This window comes from Embleya sp. NBC_00896 (assembly GCF_045207785.1).
Classification (GTDB): domain Bacteria; phylum Actinomycetota; class Actinomycetes; order Streptomycetales; family Streptomycetaceae; genus Embleya.
The window spans coordinates 1,118,215-1,140,181 of record NZ_CP108777.1 but is presented as its reverse complement, the minus strand read 5'-3'; the positions used below and the strand labels follow the sequence as shown (position 1 = coordinate 1,140,181).

13 protein-coding genes are annotated in these 21,967 nt (G+C 73.9%); 3 read left to right on the top strand and 10 right to left on the bottom strand.

The genetic code is table 11. From position 1 onward, the window contains the following. Nucleotides 1-44 precede the first annotated feature (44 nt). Nucleotides 45-1,493 (bottom strand): MFS transporter, encoded by a 1,449-nt coding sequence (locus OG928_RS38300; protein ID WP_331766608.1) that lies wholly within the window; start codon nucleotides 1,491-1,493, stop codon nucleotides 45-47. Between the two features lie 124 nt (nucleotides 1,494-1,617). Here OG928_RS38300 and OG928_RS38295 point away from each other — a divergent pair, with 124 nt between their 5' ends. Both OG928_RS38295 and OG928_RS38290 read left to right on the top strand, forming a co-directional pair. Continuing rightward, the gene (locus tag OG928_RS38295) at nucleotides 1,618-2,523 is read left to right on the top strand and encodes a LysR family transcriptional regulator (protein WP_331766607.1); all 906 of its coding nucleotides are present in this window, start codon (nucleotides 1,618-1,620) and stop codon (nucleotides 2,521-2,523) included. A 96-nt stretch (nucleotides 2,524-2,619) separates the two neighbouring features. Continuing rightward, nucleotides 2,620-3,030: a hypothetical protein gene (locus OG928_RS38290; RefSeq protein WP_331766606.1), complete on the top strand. Its 411-nt coding sequence runs from the start codon at nucleotides 2,620-2,622 to the stop codon at nucleotides 3,028-3,030. Nucleotides 3,031-3,110: 80 nt separating this feature from the next. Here OG928_RS38290 and OG928_RS38285 read toward each other — a convergent pair whose 3' ends face one another. Continuing rightward, a complete protein-coding gene (locus OG928_RS38285; protein ID WP_331766605.1) occupies nucleotides 3,111-3,734 on the bottom strand; it encodes a dihydrofolate reductase family protein in 624 nt (207 codons plus the stop codon). Nucleotides 3,735-3,880: 146 nt separating this feature from the next. Here OG928_RS38285 and OG928_RS38280 point away from each other — a divergent pair, with 146 nt between their 5' ends. Then, a complete protein-coding gene (locus OG928_RS38280; protein ID WP_331766604.1) occupies nucleotides 3,881-4,390 on the top strand; it encodes a cupin domain-containing protein in 510 nt (169 codons plus the stop codon). Between the two features lie 57 nt (nucleotides 4,391-4,447). Here the strand turns inward: OG928_RS38280 and OG928_RS38275 are convergent, their stop codons facing one another. From OG928_RS38275 to OG928_RS38240, 8 genes are read right to left on the bottom strand one after another with little or no spacing between them, the layout of a single operon-like run. Beyond that, nucleotides 4,448-6,355 carry a N,N-dimethylformamidase beta subunit family domain-containing protein gene (locus OG928_RS38275; protein WP_331766603.1) on the bottom strand — a complete coding sequence of 636 codons (1,908 nt, stop codon included), beginning with the start codon at nucleotides 6,353-6,355 and terminating at the stop codon, nucleotides 4,448-4,450. Next, the gene (locus tag OG928_RS38270) at nucleotides 6,352-7,785 is read right to left on the bottom strand and encodes a condensation domain-containing protein (RefSeq protein ID WP_331766602.1); all 1,434 of its coding nucleotides are present in this window, start codon (nucleotides 7,783-7,785) and stop codon (nucleotides 6,352-6,354) included. Before OG928_RS38270 ends, OG928_RS38275 begins: the two co-directional genes overlap by 4 nt. Further along, entirely contained in the window at nucleotides 7,778-8,047 is a 270-nt protein-coding gene (locus OG928_RS38265) for a phosphopantetheine-binding protein (protein ID WP_331766601.1), read from the bottom strand. The genes OG928_RS38270 and OG928_RS38265 overlap by 8 nt, the downstream gene beginning before the upstream one ends. Next, entirely contained in the window at nucleotides 8,044-8,307 is a 264-nt protein-coding gene (locus OG928_RS38260; RefSeq protein ID WP_331766600.1) for an MbtH family protein, read from the bottom strand. The genes OG928_RS38265 and OG928_RS38260 overlap by 4 nt, the downstream gene beginning before the upstream one ends. Next, nucleotides 8,304-11,531 (bottom strand): amino acid adenylation domain-containing protein, encoded by a 3,228-nt coding sequence (locus tag OG928_RS38255; RefSeq protein ID WP_331766599.1) that lies wholly within the window; start codon nucleotides 11,529-11,531, stop codon nucleotides 8,304-8,306. Before OG928_RS38255 ends, OG928_RS38260 begins: the two co-directional genes overlap by 4 nt. Further along, nucleotides 11,528-13,042, bottom strand: a complete 1,515-nt coding sequence (locus tag OG928_RS38250; protein WP_331766598.1) for a class I adenylate-forming enzyme family protein — start codon at nucleotides 13,040-13,042, stop codon at nucleotides 11,528-11,530. The genes OG928_RS38255 and OG928_RS38250 overlap by 4 nt, the downstream gene beginning before the upstream one ends. Next, nucleotides 13,039-18,594 (bottom strand): amino acid adenylation domain-containing protein, encoded by a 5,556-nt coding sequence (locus tag OG928_RS38245; protein WP_331766597.1) that lies wholly within the window; start codon nucleotides 18,592-18,594, stop codon nucleotides 13,039-13,041. Before OG928_RS38245 ends, OG928_RS38250 begins: the two co-directional genes overlap by 4 nt. After that, complete coding sequence (locus tag OG928_RS38240; RefSeq protein WP_331766596.1) at nucleotides 18,591-21,869, bottom strand: amino acid adenylation domain-containing protein; 3,279 nt, start codon at nucleotides 21,867-21,869, stop codon at nucleotides 18,591-18,593. The genes OG928_RS38245 and OG928_RS38240 overlap by 4 nt, the downstream gene beginning before the upstream one ends. Nucleotides 21,870-21,967 lie beyond the last annotated feature (98 nt).

Below are 21,967 nucleotides of genomic sequence, written 5' to 3'. Positions count from 1 at the left end.
GGGCGTGTTCCCCGCGATCTCGCGATCTCGCGATCCCCGAGGGCTCAGCGCCGCGCGCCCGGCATCGCGGCGGCCCGGTCGCCGTCGAAACCGGTCGCGCTCACCAGTACCCGGGAACGCCGCGACGACACCGCGACGGCGACACCGGCGATCGCGCACACGATGGTCGGGAGCAGCAGCGCGTACGCCAGGTCGTGCGAGTCGCCCGCCGCGCCGACCGTCACGAAGGCGCCCATCGCGGCCACGCCGATCGTGGCGCCGATCTGCCGCACCGCGTTGAGCAGGCCGCCCGCCGCCCCGGCGGTGCCCTCGGGGGCCGTCGTGATGACGGTGGTGACCAGCGCGGGCAGCGCGAACGAGACACCGAAGCCGGTGCACACCAGGCCGATCGCCGGCATCGGGTACGCCGATCCGGTCAGCACCGCCACCGTGAAGACCAGACCGCCCGCGCTCAGCAGCGCCAGCCCGGTGATCATCGGCAGGCGCGCGCCGGACCTGGCCACGATCCGCCCGGTCAGCAGCGGGTTGAAGGCGAACGGGAGCGTCATCGGCAGGAACGCGAGGCCGGTCTCCAGCGGGGTCAGCTCCAGCGTCCGGCGGAACAGGAGCGGAAGGACGAACAGGACGCCCGCCATGGTGAAGTTGACCGCCGCGCCCGCGAACAGCGCGGCCATCGTGCCGCGCGAGCGCAGGATGGCCGGCTGCAGGACGGGACTGGCGCTGCGCCGTTCCGATCCGACGAACACGAGCCCGGCGACCAGTGTGCCGCCGGCCGACCAGGCCGCGTGCGTCGCCGTCCCGGAGCCCGCCGCGATCAGCGCGTCGGTCCCCAGGGCCAGCGCCGCGCACGCCGCGACCTGCGACGTCCAGTCGATTGCGCGCTCGCCTCGCGGGCAGACCACCGTGCGCCCCGCCGTCAGCGCCAGCGTCGCGGCGGCGATCGGCACGTTGATCAGGAAGATCGCGCGCCAGTCGAACAGGTCGACCAGCAGGCCGCCGGCGATCGGCCCGACCGCGAGCGCGGCCCCGCTGAGCGCGGCCCAAACGGCGACCGCCTTGGCCCGCTCGGCGGGAACCGGGTACACGACCGTGATGATCGCCATCGACGCGGGTACGCATGCCGCGGCCGCCACGCCGAGGAATCCGCGCAGCGCCACCAGGGTCCACAGATCCGGGGCCCACGCGCAGAGCAGCGACCCGACGCCGAACGCGGTGATGCCCACCCGGAAGGACCGGTGCGCGCCGAAGCGGTCGGCCACCGCCCCCGCCGTCAGCAGCAGCGCGCCGAACACGACGGTGTAGCCGGACACGGCCCACTGCAGGCCGGCCACCGAACTGCCCAGGGACCGGGCCAGGTCCGGCTCGGCGACCGACAGCACGGTCATGTCGAGCAGCACCATGAAGTAGCCGAGCGAGATGCCCAGCAGCGCGCGGGTGCGCGCGCGGCCCGCCACGACCGGTGGTGCGGGCAGGGTGGGATCGAGCGTGGTCATCAGGGGTTCTCCAGGGGGAGCGAGGTACGGAGAACCACTGTGCGGGCGGGGCCCGACCGGCTCGACCGGCTCCGCCGTACGCACCCATCGGAATATCCGAACGCCCCAGCGGAGTTGCCCGGCCATGGAACTGCGACAACTGCGCACCTTCGAGGCGATCACCCGCAACGGGACCGTCACCGCCGCCGCGAACGCGCTCGACATGGCGCCCTCGTCGGTGTCCGAGCAACTGCGCGTCCTGGAGCGGTCCGTCGGGGTCGCGCTGTTCGACCGCGGCCCGAGGGGGATGACGCTCACCCCCGCGGGCGAGCGGATGCGGGACTGGGCGCGACGTCTGCTCGACCAGGCCGAACAGGCCCGCCGCGAGGTCGCCGGCGCGGCCCCGGTGCTGCGCCTGGGCGCGCTGGAGACGATCGCCGCCACGCATGTGCCCGGGGTCCTGGCCCGGCTCGGCGCGCGTCGCCCCGACCTGCGCGTGGAGGTGCGTGCCGAGGCCGAGCGCAGGCGGCTCCTGGACGCGGCCGCGGCCGGGGACCTCGACGCCGTGCTGCTCCTGGACACCGGTGGCGGCCTGGGCGAACTCGGCTTCGCGCCACCGCCGACGCCGCTGGACTTCGTCGACCTGGAGCCGGTACCGCTGGCCCTGGTCGCCGCCCCCGACCACCCGCTCGCCGACCGCCCCGGACTCACCCGGCACGACCTGAGCGGGGACAAGCTCCTGGTCAACACGGCGGCCTGTACGTTCCGGCTGGCCGGCGACCTGCTGTTCGGCCCGGACATGGAGCGGGTCCGCGCGGGTGGTGTCGCGGTGATGCGCTCGTGGGCCGAACACGGCCTTGGGGTCGCCCTGTTGCCCGACTTCGCGGTCGACGGGCAACTCGCCGCGGGCACCCTCGTGCGACTCGCCCTCGACGCGCCGGTCCTCAACCTGCGCCTGGTCTGGCGCGCGGACCGAGAGGCACTGCCGGGACTGCGCGAAGTCCTGTACGCGGCGGCGGGACCGCAGGCCGCGATCGCCGGCCGGGCCTGACGGCCGCGCCGGCCTCGCAAGCCGGCCGAGCCGGAAGCGCCTGTCCCGAAACGGGGGACAGGTCGGCTGCCGCCCGGCCGGCGGTCTCACATCGACATGTGGAACAGCTCCATCACCCCGGCCGGCCGCGACCGGCTCGCCGACTGGCTGGCCCGCCGCAACCCGGAACCCGACACCCGGGAGAGCGACCTGCTTCGCGTCGCCTGCGCCGACCAGGGCGAACTCGCGGACCTGCGCGCGACGTTGGCCGCGCTGCGCGCCGACGCCGAGGACCGCCGAGCCAAGGTCCTGGCCCGAGCGGACGAGTACCGCGAGGACGGCGGCCCCTTCCCCGACCGACTCCCGGTGATCTCGCTGATCACCCGCCTCTTCCTCGAACAGGCGGAGGCGGCGGCCCGCTGGGCGGCCTGGGCCGAGGCCGAGGTCGAGACCTGGCAGGGCGTCACCCCGACCACCGGAGCCCGTCTCCCCGACCTCGCCTTCGACCCGGATCGACCGCTGCCGTAGGTCTCTTGACGCAATGTCAGGAATTCGGCCGGGCCCGTGCGACGTGCCGGCCGTGCCGGCGACCGGATCCGATGCGAGGGCTACGCGTCCTCGGGGAGCCCGTAGGTGCCGTAGGTGGGGCTGCCCTGGAACTCGTAGGAACTGATCACGACGCCCGTGCCGGTGGTGCGCGAAGCGGACAGGGTGTACGCGCTCGGCTCCGCGTCCGGGCGGAAAAGCTTCTTGCCCGTGCCGACGGCGACCGGGAAGGTCAACAGGTGGATCGTGTCGATCAGGCCGTGTCCCAGCAGCGACCCGGCCAGCGCGCCGCTCCCGTGGATCTGCAGTTCGCGGCCGCTCTGCCGCTTCAGGGCGGTGAGCTCCTCGACGAGGTTGCCGCCGATCGGCCGGCTTCCCTGCCAGTCGAGCGAGGTGAGCGTGTCGGTGGCGACGTACTTGGGCAGGGTGTTGAGCCGCGAGGCGATCGGGTCGTCGGCGTCGGTCACCTTGGGCCAGTAACCCGCGAAGATTTCGTAGGTCTTGCGCCCGAGCAGGAAGGCGTCCGCCCGATCGAAGACCTCGACCATGAAGCGGCCGAAGTCCTCGTCCCCGTACGGCACCGACCAACCGCCGCGCTCGAATCCGCCGCTGCTGTCCTCGTCCGGGCCGCCCGGGGCCTGATAGACACCGTCGAGGGTGAGAAAGGTGGTGAGGCTGATCTTCATGGTCCGCGCCCTTCGTGGAATTCCGACCGTCACACGCTTCGACTCCACGCCCACCGGAAACTCATCGGTCCCGGGGAGTTCTTTCCGCACCGCTTCCCGTACGGTCCGGGAACCGCACCGTTCGCGCACACCGAGGAGTCCGCGTCATGTCGTACCCGCCCTACCCCGAGATCCGCTATCACGGTGACGGGGGCGAGGTCAGCGCCCGGTTCCGGCCCGCCGACAGCGTGCCCGAGCTGACGACGGCGACCACGAGCTTCCACTACCTCGCGACGACCGCGTCCACGGACGGCGAGTTCGGGCTGTACCGGGTCGACATGGGGGCCGAGCCCAGCGGGCCGGCCACGCACTTTCATCGGACCATCTCCGAATCGTTCTTCGTGCTGTCGGGGACGGTCCGGCTCTTCGACGGGAAGACCTGGATCGACGCCCAGCCAGGGGACTTCCTCTACGTGCCGGTCGGCGGGCAGCACGCGTTTCGGAACGAGTCGGGGGAGCCGGCCTCGATGCTGCTCCAGTTCGCGCCCGGCGCGCCGCGCGAGGCGTACTTCGAGGGAGTGGCGGAGCTCGCGCATCTCACCGACAAGGAGCGGGCGCAATTCTTCCTGCGCCACGACAACCACTTCGTGGACCTGGGCGGCGGCCCGAACGGGTGACTTGCTTCGCTGCGCTCGGTCGACCGCGCCCCGGCCCGTGGTGCGCCGGCGCGCCGCTCACCCGGGCGGCGGCGGTGCGGGTACGGCCGGGCGGCGGCGCACGCGCGAGCCCGGGGCCGCCACGATCAGGCTGCCCGCGTGCCCGGTCAGCGCGCGGCAGGTGCCGGGCGAGGCCGGTTCGCCCGGCAGCGCGGTGAACGGGGTGGGCACGGCGAGCGGTAGGCGGGTGGACAGCCGGCCGGTCGCGTCGGCGGCGTACAGCCGGCCGTTCATCGCGGCGAGCACGATCGCCCCGCCGGCGGGACCCAGGGCCCGCCACGGGGCCGGCGCCGCCGGATCGGCGGGCAGTTCCGTCGCGCCCACGTAGTGCAGCGTGTCGTCCGCGCAGACCGCGAACAGGCCGCCGTCGCACAGCGCGATCGCGATCGAGTGCGCCGGCAGCCGGGTGACGAGCGTCCACGGCGCGGGCCGGGTGACCGGCGGCCGGCGCAGCAGGCGCCCGTCGGCGGTGCACGCGTACAACACCAGCGGCAGCGGCCCCGCCGCCTCGCGCGCCGCGGCCAGCGCCACCACCGGCAGCGCGGAACCCACCGCGCGCCACGGCAGGTTCTGACCGCTCACGTCCCGGCACAGCAGCGCGCCGTCCACGTCCACCGCGAACAGCACGTCCGCGCAGGCCGCGAGCGCGCGCACGTCGCCCGCCGGGCCGATCACCTCCCACTCCGGCTGCCGCGCGGCGCCGAGCCGGTCCAGCACGTTGCGCGTGATCCGGTCCACCACCGGGTCGGCCAGCGCGCTGCCCCAGTTGATCGTGCCCGCGTTGAACACCGTCCCCGCGCCGAGCCGGAAGGTCCCCATCACCGCGTCGCCGCCCTGCCCGTACCGCGCCCAGTGCCGCAGATCGGCGGTCGCCAGCACGACGAACGACGGCGGCGTGCCGTCGCGACCGGTCGCGCGCGGCACGCCCGAACTCCAGTCCAGCTCGGCCGCGTCGGTCTCGTAGCCGAGGGAACCCTGCGCGAACTTGTCGCCGTCGGCCAGGCCGGTGCCCTCGAACGCCCAGTGATCGGTGAAGCGCGCCGTGTACGCCTCCTCGCGGATCACCCGCATGCCCTCGCCCCACGCGCCCGCGCCGCGCCGGAAGCTGAGCCCGGTCATCGTGTTCTCCGGCCGATGCACCGGCGCGCTCGACCACTCCACGGTGACCCGCTCGGGGTCGAGCGCCGCCATCGGGTCGGCGACCGCGTCACGGTGGCACACCATCGTGCGGCCGTCGTCCTCCAGGCGCATCTGCCACCACGAGGTATTGGCCGCGAAGATCGCGAGGTTGCCGCCGCGCCGGACGAATCCCTCGACGCTGTCCCGCTGTTCCTTCGACCAGTACTCGTCGTGGCCGTTGATCACGAGCAGGCGGTAGTGGCGCAGCAGCTCGTCGCCGTCGTGCAGGTCCAGGCCCGAACAGAACTCGACCGGCCGCCCGGTCGCGCGCAGCCACCGCAGCATGCCCTCCTCCCACCGCTCGGGCGGCGGTCCGCCGCCGGGGCGGTCGAAGCTCACCCGCGCGGCGCGGTCGGGCTGTTCGGCGTAGTAGAGCCCCTGTCCGGGCACGCCGGACCGGTTGTACGCCTGCCAGGTCGCGAACGGCACCGACACCAGGATCGGCGCGGTCGCGCCCGGTCGGCTCGGGCGGACCACGAACCAGGCCTCGTGGTCGAGCGGTTCGAGCCCGGCGGGCGGCGTGCCGTCCTCGAACGTCGCGCGGTAGAGCGAGCTGTACCACACCCGCGGGATGTCCAACTCCCAGATCGGGCCCACCACGCGCGCCTCGGCCACGACCCGGTCCGTGGTCGCGTCGGTGACCGTGACCCGGCCGCGGACCGGCCCGCCGTCGGTCGAGGCGAGGTGGAAGCGCAGCCGACCGCCCTGCTCGATGGAGGTGGCGACGGCATACGCGAGCACGCTCATGCGACCGACTCCACCGCGAACGGCCGCGCCCCGGTGGCGGCGAACCCCGACAGCGCGCCGAGCGGCAACTCGCGCCCGGTCGCCGCGCGCACCACGAGGTCCTCCAGGGCGACGAGGTGCGCCTCCAGTGCCTCGACCGGCAGGTAGGCGGTGTCGCCGGTGACGCCGACCGCGAGCGCGTCCCCCTCCGCGACCACGTGCATGCAGTAGCGGCACGCGATGAACTCGTGCCCGCCCGCCGGTTCGAGCCGGCTGTCCGCCCGCGCCGCGTCCAGCGCCGCGGCGGTCGGCGCGGGTCCCGGCGCGGGCGGCCGATCCACCAGGCGCATGTCGTTGAAGCAGCAGAACGGCCGGATGGCGATGCCTCGTTCGGCGGCGATCCGCGACATCAGTGCATTCCAACGGTCCGGGTCGTAGTCGGCGCTGCGATACGCGCGCAGCGCGGCCTGCCACGCGGCGGGCAGTAGATCCGTGAAGTGCGCGGCCGGGTCCAAGTCGAGGACGAACAGGCCCTCCTGGGACAGTGTGGAGACCAGGTCGCGGCTGTCCGCCCGGAACCGGTTGGCCACGATCGGCAGGATCACCGCGGTGTCCCGGCCGCCCGCCCGCGCGGACAGCACGGCCGCGCCCGCGAGCAGTACGGCCGACTGGCTGACCCGGTGCGCGAGCGCGACCGCGTCGGCGGCCCGCGCGAGGGCGGTCGAGGTCAGGCGGACGGTCCGAAAGCGTGGCGCGGCCGGTTCGCCCACCACCTCCGCGAACACGGTCGGCGGGATCCTGCGGTAGTGCGTCTCCCAGTGCGCGAGCGCCGATTCGCCCCGGCGCAGCCCGGTCGCCGAGGTCTGCTCGCGGGCCACGTCGAGCGGTCCGGTGGTGACCGGCCGGCCCGCCGAGCCGCGGCGGATCAGCAGGCGCAGGTCGCGCACGAGCACCTCGACGCCGTGTCCGTCGGTCGCGAGGTGGCACAGTGCGAGCGCGACGTAGGCGACCCGGCCGTCGTGCACGACCAGACCCACCCGGATGGGCCACGCGTCGAAGTAGTCGAAGCGGGTCGCGCCGAGCCGCTCGGCCAGCGCCGCCGCGACCGTGTCGGCATCCTCGATCAGCGCCGCTTCGAGGATCTCGACGGGCAGTGCGCCGACCGGGTGCCGCACCTGCAGCGGCTCGTCCCCGGCGGGCAGCAGCCGGGTCCGCAACGCGTCGTGACGCTCCATCAGGTGTCCCAGCGCGGCCGTGACGTGTGCGACGTCCACCGCGGGACCGCGCTCGGCGATCGGCAGCACGCGGGTCATGTTGAAGTAGTGGTCGCTCGGCGCGGTTCGCCGGATGGCCTGCCAGATCGCCCGTTGACCCCAGGTCAGCGGTGCCTCGACCGGTTCGCCCGAGACGGCGAAGACGGCCTGCCGGGAATCGACGCCGTCGTCAGCCATCGCCCGCCGCCACGCCGTGCCGGGTCAATCGGTCGACCAGCGCGTCCAGGTCCTCGACGAAGGCCAGGTCCCCGTCGAGATCGAAGTACACGCCGAACTCGCCCTCCAGCGCGTCGATCACGCGCAGGAACGTCAACGAGCTCACCCCCGCCGCCGTCAACGACCCGTCGGTGTCGAGCACCTCGCGGGCACTGACCTCGCCGTCGCTGACCGAGGCGATCAGCTCGGCGACCCGCTCGCGCAGGTCCCCACCGGGGCTCATGCCGCGTCCCCGGCCAGGCGCCGGCGCAGGCTCAGCGGGCGGATGTCCGGCCACACCCGGTCGATGTGCGCCGTGCACTCCGCCCGGGTGCCGACGAACCCGGTGGGCACCCACCCGGCGGGCGGCTCGGTGCGGGCGGGCCACAGCGAGTGCTGCTCCTCGTCGTTGACGACGACGTGGTATCGGGCTTGGTCGGCTTGGGTGGCTTGGGTGGTCTGGGTGGCCTGGGTGGCCTGGGCGGCACGGGGGTCGGGACTCATCTCTGCTCCTGGAGTTCGCGGACGGCGTCCGTGACGCCGGTGACGGTGGGGGTGTCGAAGAAGACGTCGAGCGGGACCTCGACGTCGAGCCGCTTGCGGATCCGGGCGGCGATCCCGGTGATGGTCAGCGAGTGCCCGCCGAGGTCGAACAGGTCCTCGTCCACACCGATGTCGTCGATCCGCAGCACCTCGGCCCAGATCGCCCGGATCGTGTCGGTGAGTTCGTCGCCCGGTTCGTCGCGCGGTTCGCCGCCCGGTCCGTCGCCCGGTTCGCCGGGCGGGCCCGTCGGATCGGTGGGACCGGTCGGCGCCGGGGCGGAATGCGCTCGAGCGGGGACCGGTTCGGGCAGTCGGGACCGGTCGAGCTTGCCGTTCGGGGTGAGCGGGAACGCGTCCAGGACCACGAACACGCCCGGCAGCATCGCGGCCGGCAGCGTACGGGCGAGGAACGTGCGCAGCACGTCGGGGGCGATCGGGCCGTGTCCGGGATCCGGCACGAGGTAGGCGACCAGGCGGGCCTGCTCCGTGTCCGCGTCGAGCAGTCGGACGGCGGCCTGGTCGATGCCCGGGTTGGCGGCCAACAGCGCCTCGATCTCGCCGAGTTCGATCCGGTGCCCGCGGAGCTTGACCTGCGTGTCGGTGCGTCCGACGTACTCCAGGCCGGTGTCGTGCGCGTGCCGGACCAGGTCGCCGGTTCGGTACAGCCGGGTGCCGGGCGGCCCGAACGGGTCCGGCACGAACCGTTCGGCGGTCGGCCCGGGACGGCCCAGGTAGCCGTGTGCGACGCCGTCGCCGCCGAGGTAGAGCTCACCGGGCAGGCCCTCCGGGACCGGGTGCAGGCGCTCGTCGAGCACGTACGCGCGGGTGTTGGCCAGCGGCGTGCCGATCCCGGGCGGACCGTCGGTGTCGAGTTCGCCGTACGTGGACCACACCGTCGTCTCGGTGGGGCCGTACACGTTGATCAACCGGCCTACCGCGCCGCGCAGTTCGGCGGCCAGCGGGGTCGGCAGCGCCTCGCCTCCGGTGATCGCGGTGAGGCCGGGCCGGTCGAGCCCGGCGGCCAGCAGCACCCGCCAGCCGCTGGGGGTGGCCTGGACGTGGGTGACGGCGTGCCGGTCGAGCAGGGCCAGTTGCGCCGGGCCGTCGCGGTGCCGGTCCTCGGGGACCAGGACCACGCGCGCGCCGGTGACCAGCGGCAGCAGGAGTTCGACGGTGGAGATGTCGAAGGACAGCGAGGTCAGCCCGAGCCAGCGGTCGGCCGCCGTCGCGCCGAGCCGGTCGCGCATGCCGGCCAGCAGGTTGGCCAGCGAGTGGTGCGAGACCTCGACGCCCTTGGGCCGCCCGGTCGAGCCGGACGTGTAGATCACGTACGCGGGATCGCCCGATCCGGGTCGTGTCGGCGGCTCGGTGGGTACGTTCGCGGCGTCCCGGTCGCCCAGGTCGGGCCCGCACAGCAGCAGCGCCGCGGTGGGCGCGCCGGCGGGCCGTGCGGTGTCGGTCGTGACGATCGCGGCGATCGCGGCGTCGGCGCGGATGAAGGCGAGCCGCTCGGCGGGGTAGCCGGGATCGAGCGGCAGATAGGCCGCGCCGGCCGCGAGCACGCCCAGGACGGCGGTCACCTGTTCGGCGCCGCGCGGCAGCTCGATCGCGACCAGGTCGCCCGCGCCGATCCCGGCCGCCGCGAGTCGTTCGGCGAACGTGTAGGCGGCCGAGGCCACGTGACGGTAGGTCAGGAAGCGGCCCTCGCACACGACCGCGACCGCGTCCGGTTCGGCCAGGGCTCGTTCGGCGAACAGCCCGACCACGGTGTCCGTGCCGGGGTAGGGGGTGTCGGTCGCGTTGTCCGCGTGCAGGACCCGGACCAGCTCGGCCTCCGGCAGCAGCGGCAGGTCGCCGATCGGCACGTCCGGGTCGGCCAGCGCGGTGGTGAGCAAGGTCGTGAAGTGGCCCGGGATCCGTTCGGCGAGGCCGGGGGCGAAGCCGTCGGTGGGCACGTGCAGCGCGCCGTCGATCCGGTCCCGGTCCTCGACCAGTTGCAGGTGCGCGGTGTTGCGCGCGGTCGGGGGCAGCACGATCCACTCGACGCGCACCTCGACGCCGGGAAAGACCGGCTCCACCGCGCGGGTGCGCCGGCGGTAGCTCACGGTCAGTTCGGTCAGCGCGGTGCGCGGCCCGAGCCCGCGCACGGTGTGGCTGTACGGGACGTCGCGGAAGGCGTAGATCGCCCGCAGCTCGGCGCGTAGTTCCCGGGCGAAGTCGGCGAAGCCGCGCTCGGCGTCCGGCTTGGAGGAGACCGGCAGTTCGTTGACGTACAGGCCGACCCGGCGGGCGTCGGCGGGCGTGCGGGTGGAGAGTTCGAGCGCGGTGCGCACGCGCGCGTTGCCGTAGCGGAACAGCAGCGCGTGCCAGCCGGCGAGCAGCAGCTCGAAGTGCGTGAGGCCGAGTCGGATCGCGGTCTCGCCGAGCGCGTCGACGAGTTCGGGCCCGAGCGTGAAGGTCACGGCGGTGCCGGGCGCGGGCTCGCTGCCGGCCCGATTCGAGGGCACCAGGCCGGGCAGCGCGGCCCGGCCGGGCTCCTCGTGGTGCCGGGCCCAGACGGTGCCGGCGTCGGGGCGGGCCGGCGCCTCGTGGCCGATCTCGAACCGATCCGCGGGCATCGAACCCTTCGGGGGTGTTCCAATCGCGGCGTCGCCGTCGCGATGCGCCCGGTAGGTCCGGGCCAGCGTCGCGACCACGATCTCCTTCGACATCCCGTCGAAGACGAGGTGATGGGCCGTCACCACCAGGGTGTGCCGGTTCCGTCCGAAGGTGAACAGCGTGAAGCGCGCCAACGGCCCCTGGTGCAGGTCGAAGGGGCGGCCGGTCTCGGCCCGGATCAGTGCGTCGATCGTGGCGTCGTCGGCCGCCGCCCGCCGCATCGGCGCGGGCGCGGCGGGCACCAGGCCCGGTGTGCCGTGCACCTCGCCGACCGCCGTGGCGAGCACCGGGTGCCGGGCCACCGTCGCGGCGCAGGCCGCGGCGAGGGCCGGCACGTCCAGCGGGCCGTCGAAGCGCAGCACCACCGAGAGGTGGTACGCCGACTCGGTCGGCAGCGTTCGTTCGGTCACCCATACGCCCAACTGGGCGGCGGACAGGGGCGCGAAGGGCAGCACCGCGGGCGGTACGTCGCGGCCGGGGTCGTCGCCCTCGGTGGTCGGCGGGATCTGATGGTTCGTCACAGTCATGGTCGGGCCTCGTCGTCCAAGAGCCGGCGCAGCTCGCGCTTGAGGATCTTGCCGCCCTCGTTGCGCGGCAGGGAGTCCCGGAACAGCACGTGTCCGGGCAGTTCGTGCGCGGCGAGTCGTTCCATCAGGAACACCCGCAGCTCGGTGGCGGTCAGATCGCCGCGCGGTACCACCGCGGCCGCGACGGTCATCCCCAGTACGGGGTGAGGGACGCCGAAGGCGGCCGCGTCGACCACCCCCGGGTGTTCGTGCAGGGCCTCCTCGACCTGAAGTGTGGAGACCTTGTACGCACCGGACTTGATCACGTCCCGTTCGCGGTCCACGAGGTAGAGGAAGCCGTCCGCATCGAGATGGCCGAGATCGCCCATCCGCACCCAGCGCCCGGAGAACACGTGCGCGTCGGCGCTCTCGCCGTAGTAGGCGCGCGGCGTGGTCGGCGAGCGCAGCCATATCTCGCCGGTCTCGCCCACCGGCAGCGGGCGGCCCGCGTCGTCGGTCACCCGCAGGTCGCGCAGGGAGGCCGGCCGCCCGGGCGAGCCGGGATGCTCGGGGTCGAAGAGCATCGTGGTCTGCGCGGGCGCGGCCTCGGTCGAGGTGTAGTAGTTGACGATCTGGGCCCGCGCGAACAATCGGGAGAGTCCCAGTGCGACGCTTTGCGGCAGCGCGGCGGCGGTCGAGCCGAGCAGCCGCACGCTGGAGAGGTCGTGCCGGCGCACGGTGTCCGCGCCGAGCAGTTCGATCGCCATCGCCGGGACCACGAACACGGTGCCCACGGCGTGTCGTTCGATCAGTCGGGCGAAGTGCGCGGGGGTGAAGCGCGGGGCCGCGATCGCGGTGGCCTTCGCGTTGAGGGCGTTGACCAGCATGGCCTGTCCGGCGTTGGTGCCGACCGGGAAGGCGTGCAGGAAGTGCGTCGAGTGCCCGAGCGGGCGCCGGCGGGCATCGAGGGTGCAGCCGTGCGCGAGGTTGGTGTGGGTCGCGGTGACCCCCTTGGGGGTGCCGGTGGTGCCGGAGGTGTACAGGATCTGCCCGAGGCCGCCGGGGTCGGGTTGGGACATCCCCTCGCCCGGGTACGCCTCGACGTCCTCCACGGGGGCGGCCCACGCGCCGGTTCCGGCGTCCGGGGGAGGGATGTCCGCGCGGTGCAGGACGGCGGACGCGCCGCTGTGCCGGAGCAGGTGGCGCACCTCGGCCGGGGCCAGTCGGTCCGACATCGGTACCGCGACGCCGCCGGCCCGCTGCACACCGATGTAGGCGGTGGCGTAGTCGATCCAGTCGCCGTTGCCGTACAGCAGCGCGACCCGCTCGCCGGGGGCCAGGCCCCGGGCGTACAGGCCGGCGGCGACCGCGTCGGCGCGATCGTGCCAGGAGCCGAAGGTGAGTTCGTTGCGACCGCTCAGGATCGCGGGGTGTTCGGGCTCGTGCTCGGCGCGGTGCGCGAGCAGCGCGGACAGGCTCTCGGGCACTCGACGTGTCGAGGACGCGGGCCGGGCCCGCACGCCGGCGGTCATCCGGACACCTCCGCGAGGGCCGGCGCGTCGGCCGTGCTCCGCGCCCCGGTGCGCCGCTCGCGCTCCTGGATCCCGATCAGGTCGTCCGGCGGCGCGTCCGGCACGTCCTCGTCGAAGTCCGCCAGGACCGGCAGCCGCAGCCCGATCATCACGAGCGCGACCATCGCGGTGCCGAACACCAGGTACAGCAGCGCGATTCCGCGTCCCTCGCCGTGCCCGATCAGGGTGCCGACCGAGTCCGCGAGCGGTCCGTCGTCGGCCATCAGCGGTTCGAAGAGCTTCGCGCCCAGCGGTGCGATGATGCCGTGCCCGATCGGCAGCGTGGACCACGCGACGAGTGTGTTGAGCGCGAACACCCGGCCGTGGAACCGCTGCGGCACCTTGACCTGGACGATCGTCGTGTACACGCCGTTGACCAGGGAAAGCGCGCAGGACATCCCGAACGCGCCGATCCCCACCACCCACAGGCTCGCGTGCAGCCCGGTGAACGCGGACGCGCCGGCCAGGCCCGCCGCGAGCAGCAGCATCCCGCGCAGCCGCCGCTTGCGCGGTCCGCCCCAGAAGCCCATCGCGATGCCGCCGATGATCACGCCCGCGCCCGCCGCCATCGACACCCGCGCGGCACCGCCGAGCGAGTCGAAGGACAGCACGAGCGGCGTGGTGAGCAGGAACAGCGGGGACAGGAACAGGTTCAGTACCGCGAACCACAGCAGCATCGCCCGGAAGCCGCGGTTGTGCCACGAGTACGTGAAGCCGTGCTTGATCTCCGCGGTGAGCGATTCGCGCCGCCGCCAGGGCAGCGTGCGCGGGAACCGCACGCAGGTGATGATGGTGATCGCGATCGCGTAGCTGACCACGTCCAGGATCAGGATGCCGCGCAGGCCGATCGCCGCCATCAGGCCCACCGCGATCAGCGGGACGACGAACTGGGCGACGCCGCCCGCCATTTGCACTATGCCGTTGGCGTGCCCGAGGTATTGCTTGGGCACCAGCTGCGGTACCGCCGACGCGTAGGCCAGGCGCTGGAAGGTGAGTGCCATCGACAGCGAGCCGAGCAGCACGTAGATGTGCCACGGATGCAGTTGACCGGTGGTCAGCAACAGCAGCAGCATGCCCTGGGTGCCGCCGGCGGCGATGTCCCCGGCGAGCATCACCCTGCGCCGGTCCATCCGGTCGACGATCGCGCCGGCGAGTGGCCCGATCAGGATGCCCGGGAGCATCCCGATCACCGCGTACAGCGCGAAGCGGCCCATCGATCCGGTCTCGAGGTAGATCCAGATCGGCAGCGCGAACTCGGTCAGCGCGGAGCCGGTGATCGACACCAGTTGGCTGAACGCCACCAGCAGGAACCGGCCCATGCCGGGCTGGGGTTCCCTGGTCGCGGTGCCCGCGCGGCCGCCCGTATCCGTCGGTGGTCCGGCCGTGCCGTGGAACCACCACGGCCCGTCCGCGTCCCGGGTCGGCAGGTGCGCGGTCTCGCCGGTCGCCACTGCGGGGTGCACGCTGGTGACGACTTCCGCCAGGTCCTCGGCGCGATGCTTGAGAAAGAAGTGCCCGGCCTCGTCCAACATCACCAGGCCGACTCGGTCGGCGATGGTCCGCCACTCGCGGAAGCGCTCCTGGTAGAAGTCGGCGGCCGGGTCGCGGTCGCCCATCACGGACACGATCGGCGCGCGCAGCCGGGGCCGGTTGTCGGACAGCGCCTCGGTGAAGTACTCCTCGGCGGCCACCGAGTCGCGGCGCATGTTGCCGATGATGAACTTCATCTGATCGCCGTCCAGATCCGCCATGTCGGCGCCCATCGAGGTCAGCCAGTTGGCGTAGACCCGGTCGCCGAGGAGGGGTTCGAGCGCGGCGACCTTGCTCAGCGCGCTGAGCACCCGGCTCCGCGGCCGGGCGAACGGGAACTGCGCGCCGATGTACACGGCGGCCAACTCGCGGCCCGCGTCCTCCAGTTGCCGGGCCACCGCGACGATCAGCGCGCTGCCGACGCCGCAGTGCCCGTACAGCGCGATCGGGCCCTCGACGCGTTCCTGGACCTCCTCGACGATCCGCAGGGCGAGTTCGTCGAACGGCAGCCGATCCTGGGTGACGCCGACGTCGTGGCCGGGGATGGCGACCGACCACAGGTCGTGCGTGTCCGGGAGCGCGTCGGCGAGCGGCTGATAGACCACGGCGCTGCCGCCGCCGTAGGGCACGCACACCAGGGAGAGCGCGTGGCGGGCGGTGGGGACCGGCTTGGTGAGTCGGTACAGCAGCCGGGCCGGGCCGCGTTCGGCCGCGGACAGCGTGGCCAGTTCGGCGATCTCGCGGATCGTCTTGTGGGTGAAGACGTCCATCACGCTGACGGCCTGGCCGCCGATCTCCGGAAGCTGCTTGCGGGCCCTGGCCACGACCTGGGTCGCGAGCAGCGAGTGCCCGCCCAGGTCGAAGAAGTCGTCGTCGACGCCGACCTCGGGCAGATCGAGCACGTCGCACCAGATCCGCGCGAACAGCAGCTCGGCGGGCGTGGTGGGCGGCGCGTCGGCGGCGCCCTTGGAGCGGCGCGCGGCCGGGGCCGGCAGCGCCTTGCGGTCGAGCTTGCCGCTGGGGGTCAGCGGCAGCTCGGGCAGCGCGACGAAGCCGGCGGGCACCATGTAGTCGGGCAGCGTGCGCTTGAGCGCGGCGCGCGCGGGATCGGCGTCGAAGTCCTCCGTCGCGGGGTCGATCGGGTCGATCGGGTCGACGGGCACGACGTACGCGGTGATCCGCTTGTCGCCGGGGCTGTCCTCGCGCACCACGACGGCGGCCTCGTCGATCCCGGGCAGGGCGCGCAGCGCCGCCTCGATCTCGCCGAGTTCGATCCGCAGGCCGCGCAGCTTGACCTGACCGTCGATCCGACCCAGGAAGGCGAGCGTGCCGTCGGGGCGCCACCGGGCCAGGTCGCCGGTGCGGTACAGCCGTTCCCCGGGCGGCCCGAACGGGTCCGGCACGAACCGCTCGCCGGTGAGCCCGGGTCGCCGGTGGTAGCCCAGGGACACCTGGACGCCGCCCAGGTACAGCTCGCCGGGCGTGCCGAGCGGCGCCGGTCGCATCGCCTCGTCGAGCACGTACACGCGCGTGTTGTGGATCGGCGCGCCGATCGGCACGGTCTCCAGCGGGCCCTCGCACTCCCACGCCGTGACGTCCACGCCGGCCTCGGTGGGGCCGTACAGGTTCGCCAGCGCGCACTCCGGGAACCGCTCGCGGAAGGCGCGGGCGCCGTCCGGGGCGAGTTCCTCGCCGCTGCACACCACGCGGCGCAGCGTGGTGCAGCGCTCGATGTCCTCCTCGGCCAGGAACACGGTCAGCATCGCGGGCACGAAGTGCGCGACGGTGACGCCCTGTTCGGCGATCACGTCGCGCAGGTACGCGGCGTCCTTGTGCCCGCCCGGGCGGGCCGGCACCAGTCGGGCCCCGGTGGTCAGCGGCCAGAAGAATTCCCACACCGAGACGTCGAAGCTCGCGGGGGTCTTCTGCAGGACGGCGTCGTCGGCGGTCAGCCGGTAGGCGTCCTGCATCCAGGCGACCCGGTTGACGATGCCGCGGTGGGTGTTGGGCACGCCCTTGGGGCGGCCGGTGGAGCCGGAGGTGTAGATCAGGTACGCGACGTCGTCGGGCGCCGGACCCGGGTGCTCGTCCGCCGGGGGAGCGGGCCACTCGGCGAGGTCGTCGACGGGTACGACACGTGCCGTGCAGCCGGCCGGGACCGGGAGTCGACGATGCGTCAGCAGCACCCGCGCGTCCGAGTCGGCGAGCATGAACGCGAGCCGCTCGGCCGGGTACTCGGGATCGAGCGGGGTGTAGGCGGCGCCCGCCTTGAGCACGCCCAGCAGCGCGGCGACCAGTTCGGGCGAGCGTTCGGCGCTGACGGCGACCAGGTCGCCCGGCCGGACCCCCTCGGTGCGCAGTCGGTGGGCCACGCGCTCGGCGGCGGCGTCGAGTTCGCGGTAGGTCAGGGTCCGGTCGTCGAGCACCACCGCCGTCGCGTCCGGGGTGCGCGCCGTCTGGTCGGCGATCAGGCTCGCGAGTGTGGCGTCGGCCGGGAACGCCGCGGCGGTGTCGTTCCAGCGGGTCAGCACCAGGTCGCGTTCGTCCGGGTCCAGGCCGTCCAGCGTGGACACCGGGGCGTCCGGCCGGTCGGCGAGCACCGCGAGCACCCGGCCCAGGTGCCGGCCCAGGCGCGCGATGCCGGGTTCGTCGAACAGATCGGTGTTGTAGTTGAACGCGCCGCGCAGCCCCTCGGGCCACTCCATCAGGAACAGTTCGAGGTCGAAGCGCGTCCCACTGGCCTGGAGGCCGAACACCTCGGCGGACAGCGCGGTCGCGCCGGTCGCGCCGGTCGTCCCTTCCGCGGTCGCGTAGTTCTGCACCGCGAGCACCGCCTGGAAGACCGGCGAGCGGGTCACGTCGCGGGGCACGTTCAGCTCGGTGACCAGCTGCGCGAAGGGGAGTTCCTGGTGCGCGTAGGCCTCCAGGCAGGTCTCGCGGGTGCGGTCGAGCAACTCGGCGAAGGTCGGGTCGCCTTCGGTGCGGGCGCGCAGCGCGAGCACGTTGACGAACATCCCGACCAGGTTCTCGACCTCGGGATGCGGGCGACCCGCCACCGGCGAGCCGATCGCGAAGTCGCGCTGACCGCTGTGGCGCGCGAGCACCAGTTGGAAGGCCGCGAGCAGCACCATGTAGAGCGTGGCGCCGCGTTCTCGGGCGAGTGCGGCGAGCCGGTCGAGCAGCTCGCGGTCGAGCTGGAACGCGTGGCCCGCGCCGGCGAAGGTCTGCCGGGCCGGGCGGGGTCCCACGGTGGGGAGTTCGAGCGGTTCCACGCCGGCCAGTTCGGTCCGCCAGTAGGCGGTCTCGCGCACGAGCGCCTCACCGCTGAGCCGTTCGCGCTGCCAGATCGCGAAGTCGCCGTAGGAGACCGGTGGTTCGCCGAGCGGTGACGGCTCGCCGCCGGCGTGGGCCGCGTAGCCGGTGAGCACCTCGCGGACCATGATCTCGCTGGACCAACCGTCGCTGACGCTGTGATGGACCGTCAGCAGCAGGACGTGGTCGGCGTCGTCGAGGGTGATCAGCAGCGCCCGCACCAGTGGGCCCTCGGCGAGGTCGAACGGCTCGGCGGCGGCCATCGTGACGAGCCGTTCGGCCGCCTGCTCGTCGACCGCGGCGGCCGTCGCCAGCGGGACGGTCGTGGGGTCGGCGATGTCCAGGTGCGGCTGCCCGTCGTCGTCGACCAGGTAGCGCGAGCGCAACGTCTCGTGCCGGGCCACCACGTCGTCGAGCGCCCGGCGCAGCGCCGCGACGTCGAGCGCGCCGCGCAGCCGACGCGCCACGGGGATGTTGTACGCGGCGGTGCCCGGCGCGAACTGCTCCATGAACCAGAGGCGTTCCTGCGCGTACGACAGTGGCGGGACGGTGCCCTCGGGGCGGCGGGGGATGGCGGGGGCGGCGTCGGCGCGTCTGCGCAGGCGGCGTTCGAGGAGTTCGCGCTTGGTCGCGGACAACGTCGCTCCGCGCTCTGGGGTTTCCGTGCTCATGCCTGCGGATGGTTCCTCTCGGAGGCGAGCAGGTGCTCGGCGGTCTCGTCGTCCAGGGCCTCGAGGTCGGCGACCAGGAGGTCCTCGACGGCCGCCGCGAAGGCGGCGAGGGTGCGGTGGGTGAACAGCGTGCGCAGGGGCACGGCGAGGTCGGTGGCGGCGGCGATCCGGGCGACCACGCGGGTGGCGAGGAGGGAGTGGCCGCCGAGTTCGAAGAAGTCGTCGAGGGCGCCGGCCTTGTCCAGGCCGAGCACGTCGATCCACACCTCGGCGACCAGTTCCTCGGCGGCGGTGCGCGGGGCGAGGTAGCCGTGCGTCTGTTCGGTGCGCCGGTCGGGGGTGGGCAGCGCGCGGTGGTCGAGTTTGCCGTTGGGGGTCAGCGGCAGCCGGTCGAGGCGAACGAGCGTGCTGGGGACCAGGTGTGCGGGCAGGCGTGCGGCCAGGTCGGCGCGCAGCTCGGGGATCGGTACGTCGTCGGCGGTGACCACGTACCCCACGAGCGCCTCCTCGCGCGCGATCACGGCGGCCTGGAGCACGCCCGGGCGGGCCAGCAGCGCGGCCTCGACCTCGCCGGGTTCGACCCGGTAGCCGCGCACCTTGACCTGCGCGTCGAGCCGGCCGAGGAACTCCAACCGCCCGTCGGGGCGCAGCCGCACGCGGTCGCCGGTGCGGTAGCGGCGGGCGCCGGGCGGCCCGTGGGGATCGGGCACGAACGCGCCGGCGGTGGCGCCGGGGCGGCCGAGGTAGCCGTGCGCGACGGCGTCGCCGCCGATGTACAGCTCGCCGGCGACGCCGGGCGGGACCGGGTTGCCGTGGGCGTCGGCGACCACGGTGCGGGTGCGGCCGATCGGGGTGCCGATGGGCGGGCGCGTGGTGGTGTCGGCAGGGCCGAGGTCGGCGGTGGTCGCGATGACGGTGGTCTCCGTGGGTCCGTACGAGTTCACCACCCGTACCCGATCGCCGACTCGTTCGCGCCAGGCGGCGACGGCACCGGGGCGGACCTGGTCGGCGCCGAGCACGAGCAGGCGCAGCGTGGCCGGCCAGGCGATCGCACCGGCGTCGGTCTCGACCAGTTCGTGCCAGTAGGGCGTCGGCAGGTCGAGCACCGTGACGTCGTCGGCGCCGCCGTCGGCGAGCACGTCGGGCAGCGTCGCGTCGGGGGCCGGCAACACGAGCGTGGCGCCGGCGGCCAGGCACGGGTACAGCTCCTCGGCGTGTGTGTCGAAGCTCAGCGACGCGCTCTGCAGGACCCGGTCCCGGGCGGTGACGGCGTAGCCGGTGCGCATCCACTCCACCCGTGCGGCGAGCGCGCCGTGCGGGACCAGGACGCCCTTGGGGGTGCCGGTGGAGCCGGACGTGTAGATGACGTAGGCGGCGTCCTCGGGGTGGGGCACGGCGGCGAGGGCGGGGCCGGCGGGACCGGCGGGGTCGATGGGGGTCGGATCGTCGGTGCCTTCCGGATGGACGGTCGTCACGCCCTCGGGCAGTGTCCCGGCGTGCGGGGCGTCGGTGACGACCACACGCGTGCCGCTGTCGGCGAGCATGAACTCCAGGCGGGCCGCGGGGTATTCGGGGTCGAGCGGGAGATAGGCCGCGCCCGCCCGCCAGGTCGCGAGCATCGCCACGATCGCGTCCGGTCCGCGCGGGAGCAGGACGCCGACGAGTGCGCCCGGTCGTACTCCGGCGGCGCGCAGTCGGGCGGCGAGTGTGTCGGCGCGGCGGGCGAGTTCGCGGTAGGTGACGGTGCCGGCGGGAGCGCGGAGGGCGGTGCGGTCGCCGGCCACGCGGGCGATCGCGGCGGGTACCGACTCGGCCGGCCCGGTGCCGGTCGGGCCCTCCCGCGCCGCGCGCAGTCGCCGTTCGTCGGCCTCGGTCAGCAGGGCGAGCAGGTGGACGGGGGTGTCCGGGGCGGCGAGCGCGCCGCGCAGCAGGGTCTCCAGACGGCCGGCGAGTCCGGCGATCGTCGACTCGTCGAACAGCGCGGTGCGGTAGCCGAGGACGAGGCTCAGCTCGTCGCCGTCGCGCCACACGTCGAGCGAGAGGTCGAACTTGCCGGCCCGGTGGCCGCCGTCCACCTCGACGGCGACCAGATCGGCGAACGTGCGAGCTGGGCCGGCGCCGTCGTCCTGGGTGTGCACCGTGATCAGGGTCTGGAACAGCGGTGCGGCGGCGGCCGGATCGCGGTCCACCCGCAGCTCGCCGAGCAGTTGCTCGAAGGGGATCCGGTCGTGGCCGTACGCGCCGAGCGCGCTCTTGCGGGTGCGCCGCAGCAGCTCGGCGAAGGTCGGCGCACCGCGCAGGTCGGCGCGCAGGACGAGGGTGTTGGAGAAGTAGCCGATCAGGTCCTCGTGTTCGACCTCGCCGCGTCCGGCGATCGGCGCGCCGACCGCGAAGTCCTCCTGGCCGCCGTGCCGGTGCAGCAGGGCCTGGTAGGCCGCGAGCAGGATCATGAACGGGGTACAGCGCCGCTCGCGCGCGACCGTGTCGAGCGCGGGACCGATGCCGGCCAGGCGGCGGGTGTGGAAGGCGGCGGCGGATCCGCGTGCGGCGGTGCGGGGGCGGTCCAGGGGGAGTTCGAGGACGGGGACGTTGGCGAGCCGCTCGCGCCAGTAGGCGATGGCCCGCTCGGTGTCCGCGTCGACCCGGCGCTGCCGCGCGGCGTAGGCGGTGTAGGAGGGCAGCGGTGGGAACCGCGGCACGACGCCGTCGCGGTGCGCGTGGTACCGCAGTTCGAGTTCGCGGCGCAGCAGGTTCAGCGACCAGCCGTCGGCGAGGATGTGGTGCAGCACGACGCACAGCACGTGCTCGTCGGCGCCGAGCCGGACGAGGGTGATCCGCAGCGGCGGGGCGGACGCGAGATCGAAGCCGGCGTTGACCCGGTCGCCCAGTACCCGGGCGAGCGTCTCGACGTCCCCGCCGGTGAGGTCCACCGTCTCGATCGGCACCGGTCCCGCCGGTTCGACCACGGCGACGGGTCGGCCCTCGTCGTCGGGGAACCTGGTCCGCAGCGCGTCGTGGCGGGCGACCACGCCCTCGAACGCGGCGGTCAGCGCGTCGGACGCCAGCGGGCCGCTGAGCCGCAGCACCCACGGAATGTTGTACGCGGCGTCCCCGGGTTCGAACCGATCGAGGAACCACAGCCGTTCCTGTCCGAAGGACAGCCGTTCCCGCCCGACGGATCCGCCGGATCCGCCGGATCCGCCGGAAGGGGGCCGGGTGTCCGGGTGCGCCGGCACCTCGGAAGGCGCGCGCGAAACCGTTCGTTCGTCGTTCATGCCGACCCCCTCGTCACCATCGCCCGAGGGACGCGACGCGCCGATCGAACGGCCGTGCCGTCATCCCGTTCCCGTGCGCCGACGCGAACGTCGGGCAC

What these genes read in the sequence shown, in the direction of transcription:
- OG928_RS38300 (WP_331766608.1), bottom strand. Translation starts at nt 1,493, where the DNA reads ATGACCACGCTCGATCCCACCCTGCCCGCACCACCGGTCGTGGCGGGC.
- OG928_RS38295 (WP_331766607.1), top strand. Translation starts at nt 1,618, where the DNA reads ATGGAACTGCGACAACTGCGCACCTTCGAGGCGATCACCCGCAACGGG.
- OG928_RS38290 (WP_331766606.1), top strand. Translation starts at nt 2,620, where the DNA reads ATGTGGAACAGCTCCATCACCCCGGCCGGCCGCGACCGGCTCGCCGAC.
- OG928_RS38285 (WP_331766605.1), bottom strand. Translation starts at nt 3,734, where the DNA reads ATGAAGATCAGCCTCACCACCTTTCTCACCCTCGACGGTGTCTATCAG.
- OG928_RS38280 (WP_331766604.1), top strand. Translation starts at nt 3,881, where the DNA reads ATGTCGTACCCGCCCTACCCCGAGATCCGCTATCACGGTGACGGGGGC.
- OG928_RS38275 (WP_331766603.1), bottom strand. Translation starts at nt 6,355, where the DNA reads ATGAGCGTGCTCGCGTATGCCGTCGCCACCTCCATCGAGCAGGGCGGT.
- OG928_RS38270 (WP_331766602.1), bottom strand. Translation starts at nt 7,785, where the DNA reads ATGGCTGACGACGGCGTCGATTCCCGGCAGGCCGTCTTCGCCGTCTCG.
- OG928_RS38265 (WP_331766601.1), bottom strand. Translation starts at nt 8,047, where the DNA reads ATGAGCCCCGGTGGGGACCTGCGCGAGCGGGTCGCCGAGCTGATCGCC.
- OG928_RS38260 (WP_331766600.1), bottom strand. Translation starts at nt 8,307, where the DNA reads ATGAGTCCCGACCCCCGTGCCGCCCAGGCCACCCAGGCCACCCAGACC.
- OG928_RS38255 (WP_331766599.1), bottom strand. Translation starts at nt 11,531, where the DNA reads ATGACTGTGACGAACCATCAGATCCCGCCGACCACCGAGGGCGACGAC.
- OG928_RS38250 (WP_331766598.1), bottom strand. Translation starts at nt 13,042, where the DNA reads ATGACCGCCGGCGTGCGGGCCCGGCCCGCGTCCTCGACACGTCGAGTG.
- OG928_RS38245 (WP_331766597.1), bottom strand. Translation starts at nt 18,594, where the DNA reads ATGAGCACGGAAACCCCAGAGCGCGGAGCGACGTTGTCCGCGACCAAG.
- OG928_RS38240 (WP_331766596.1), bottom strand. Translation starts at nt 21,869, where the DNA reads ATGAACGACGAACGAACGGTTTCGCGCGCGCCTTCCGAGGTGCCGGCG.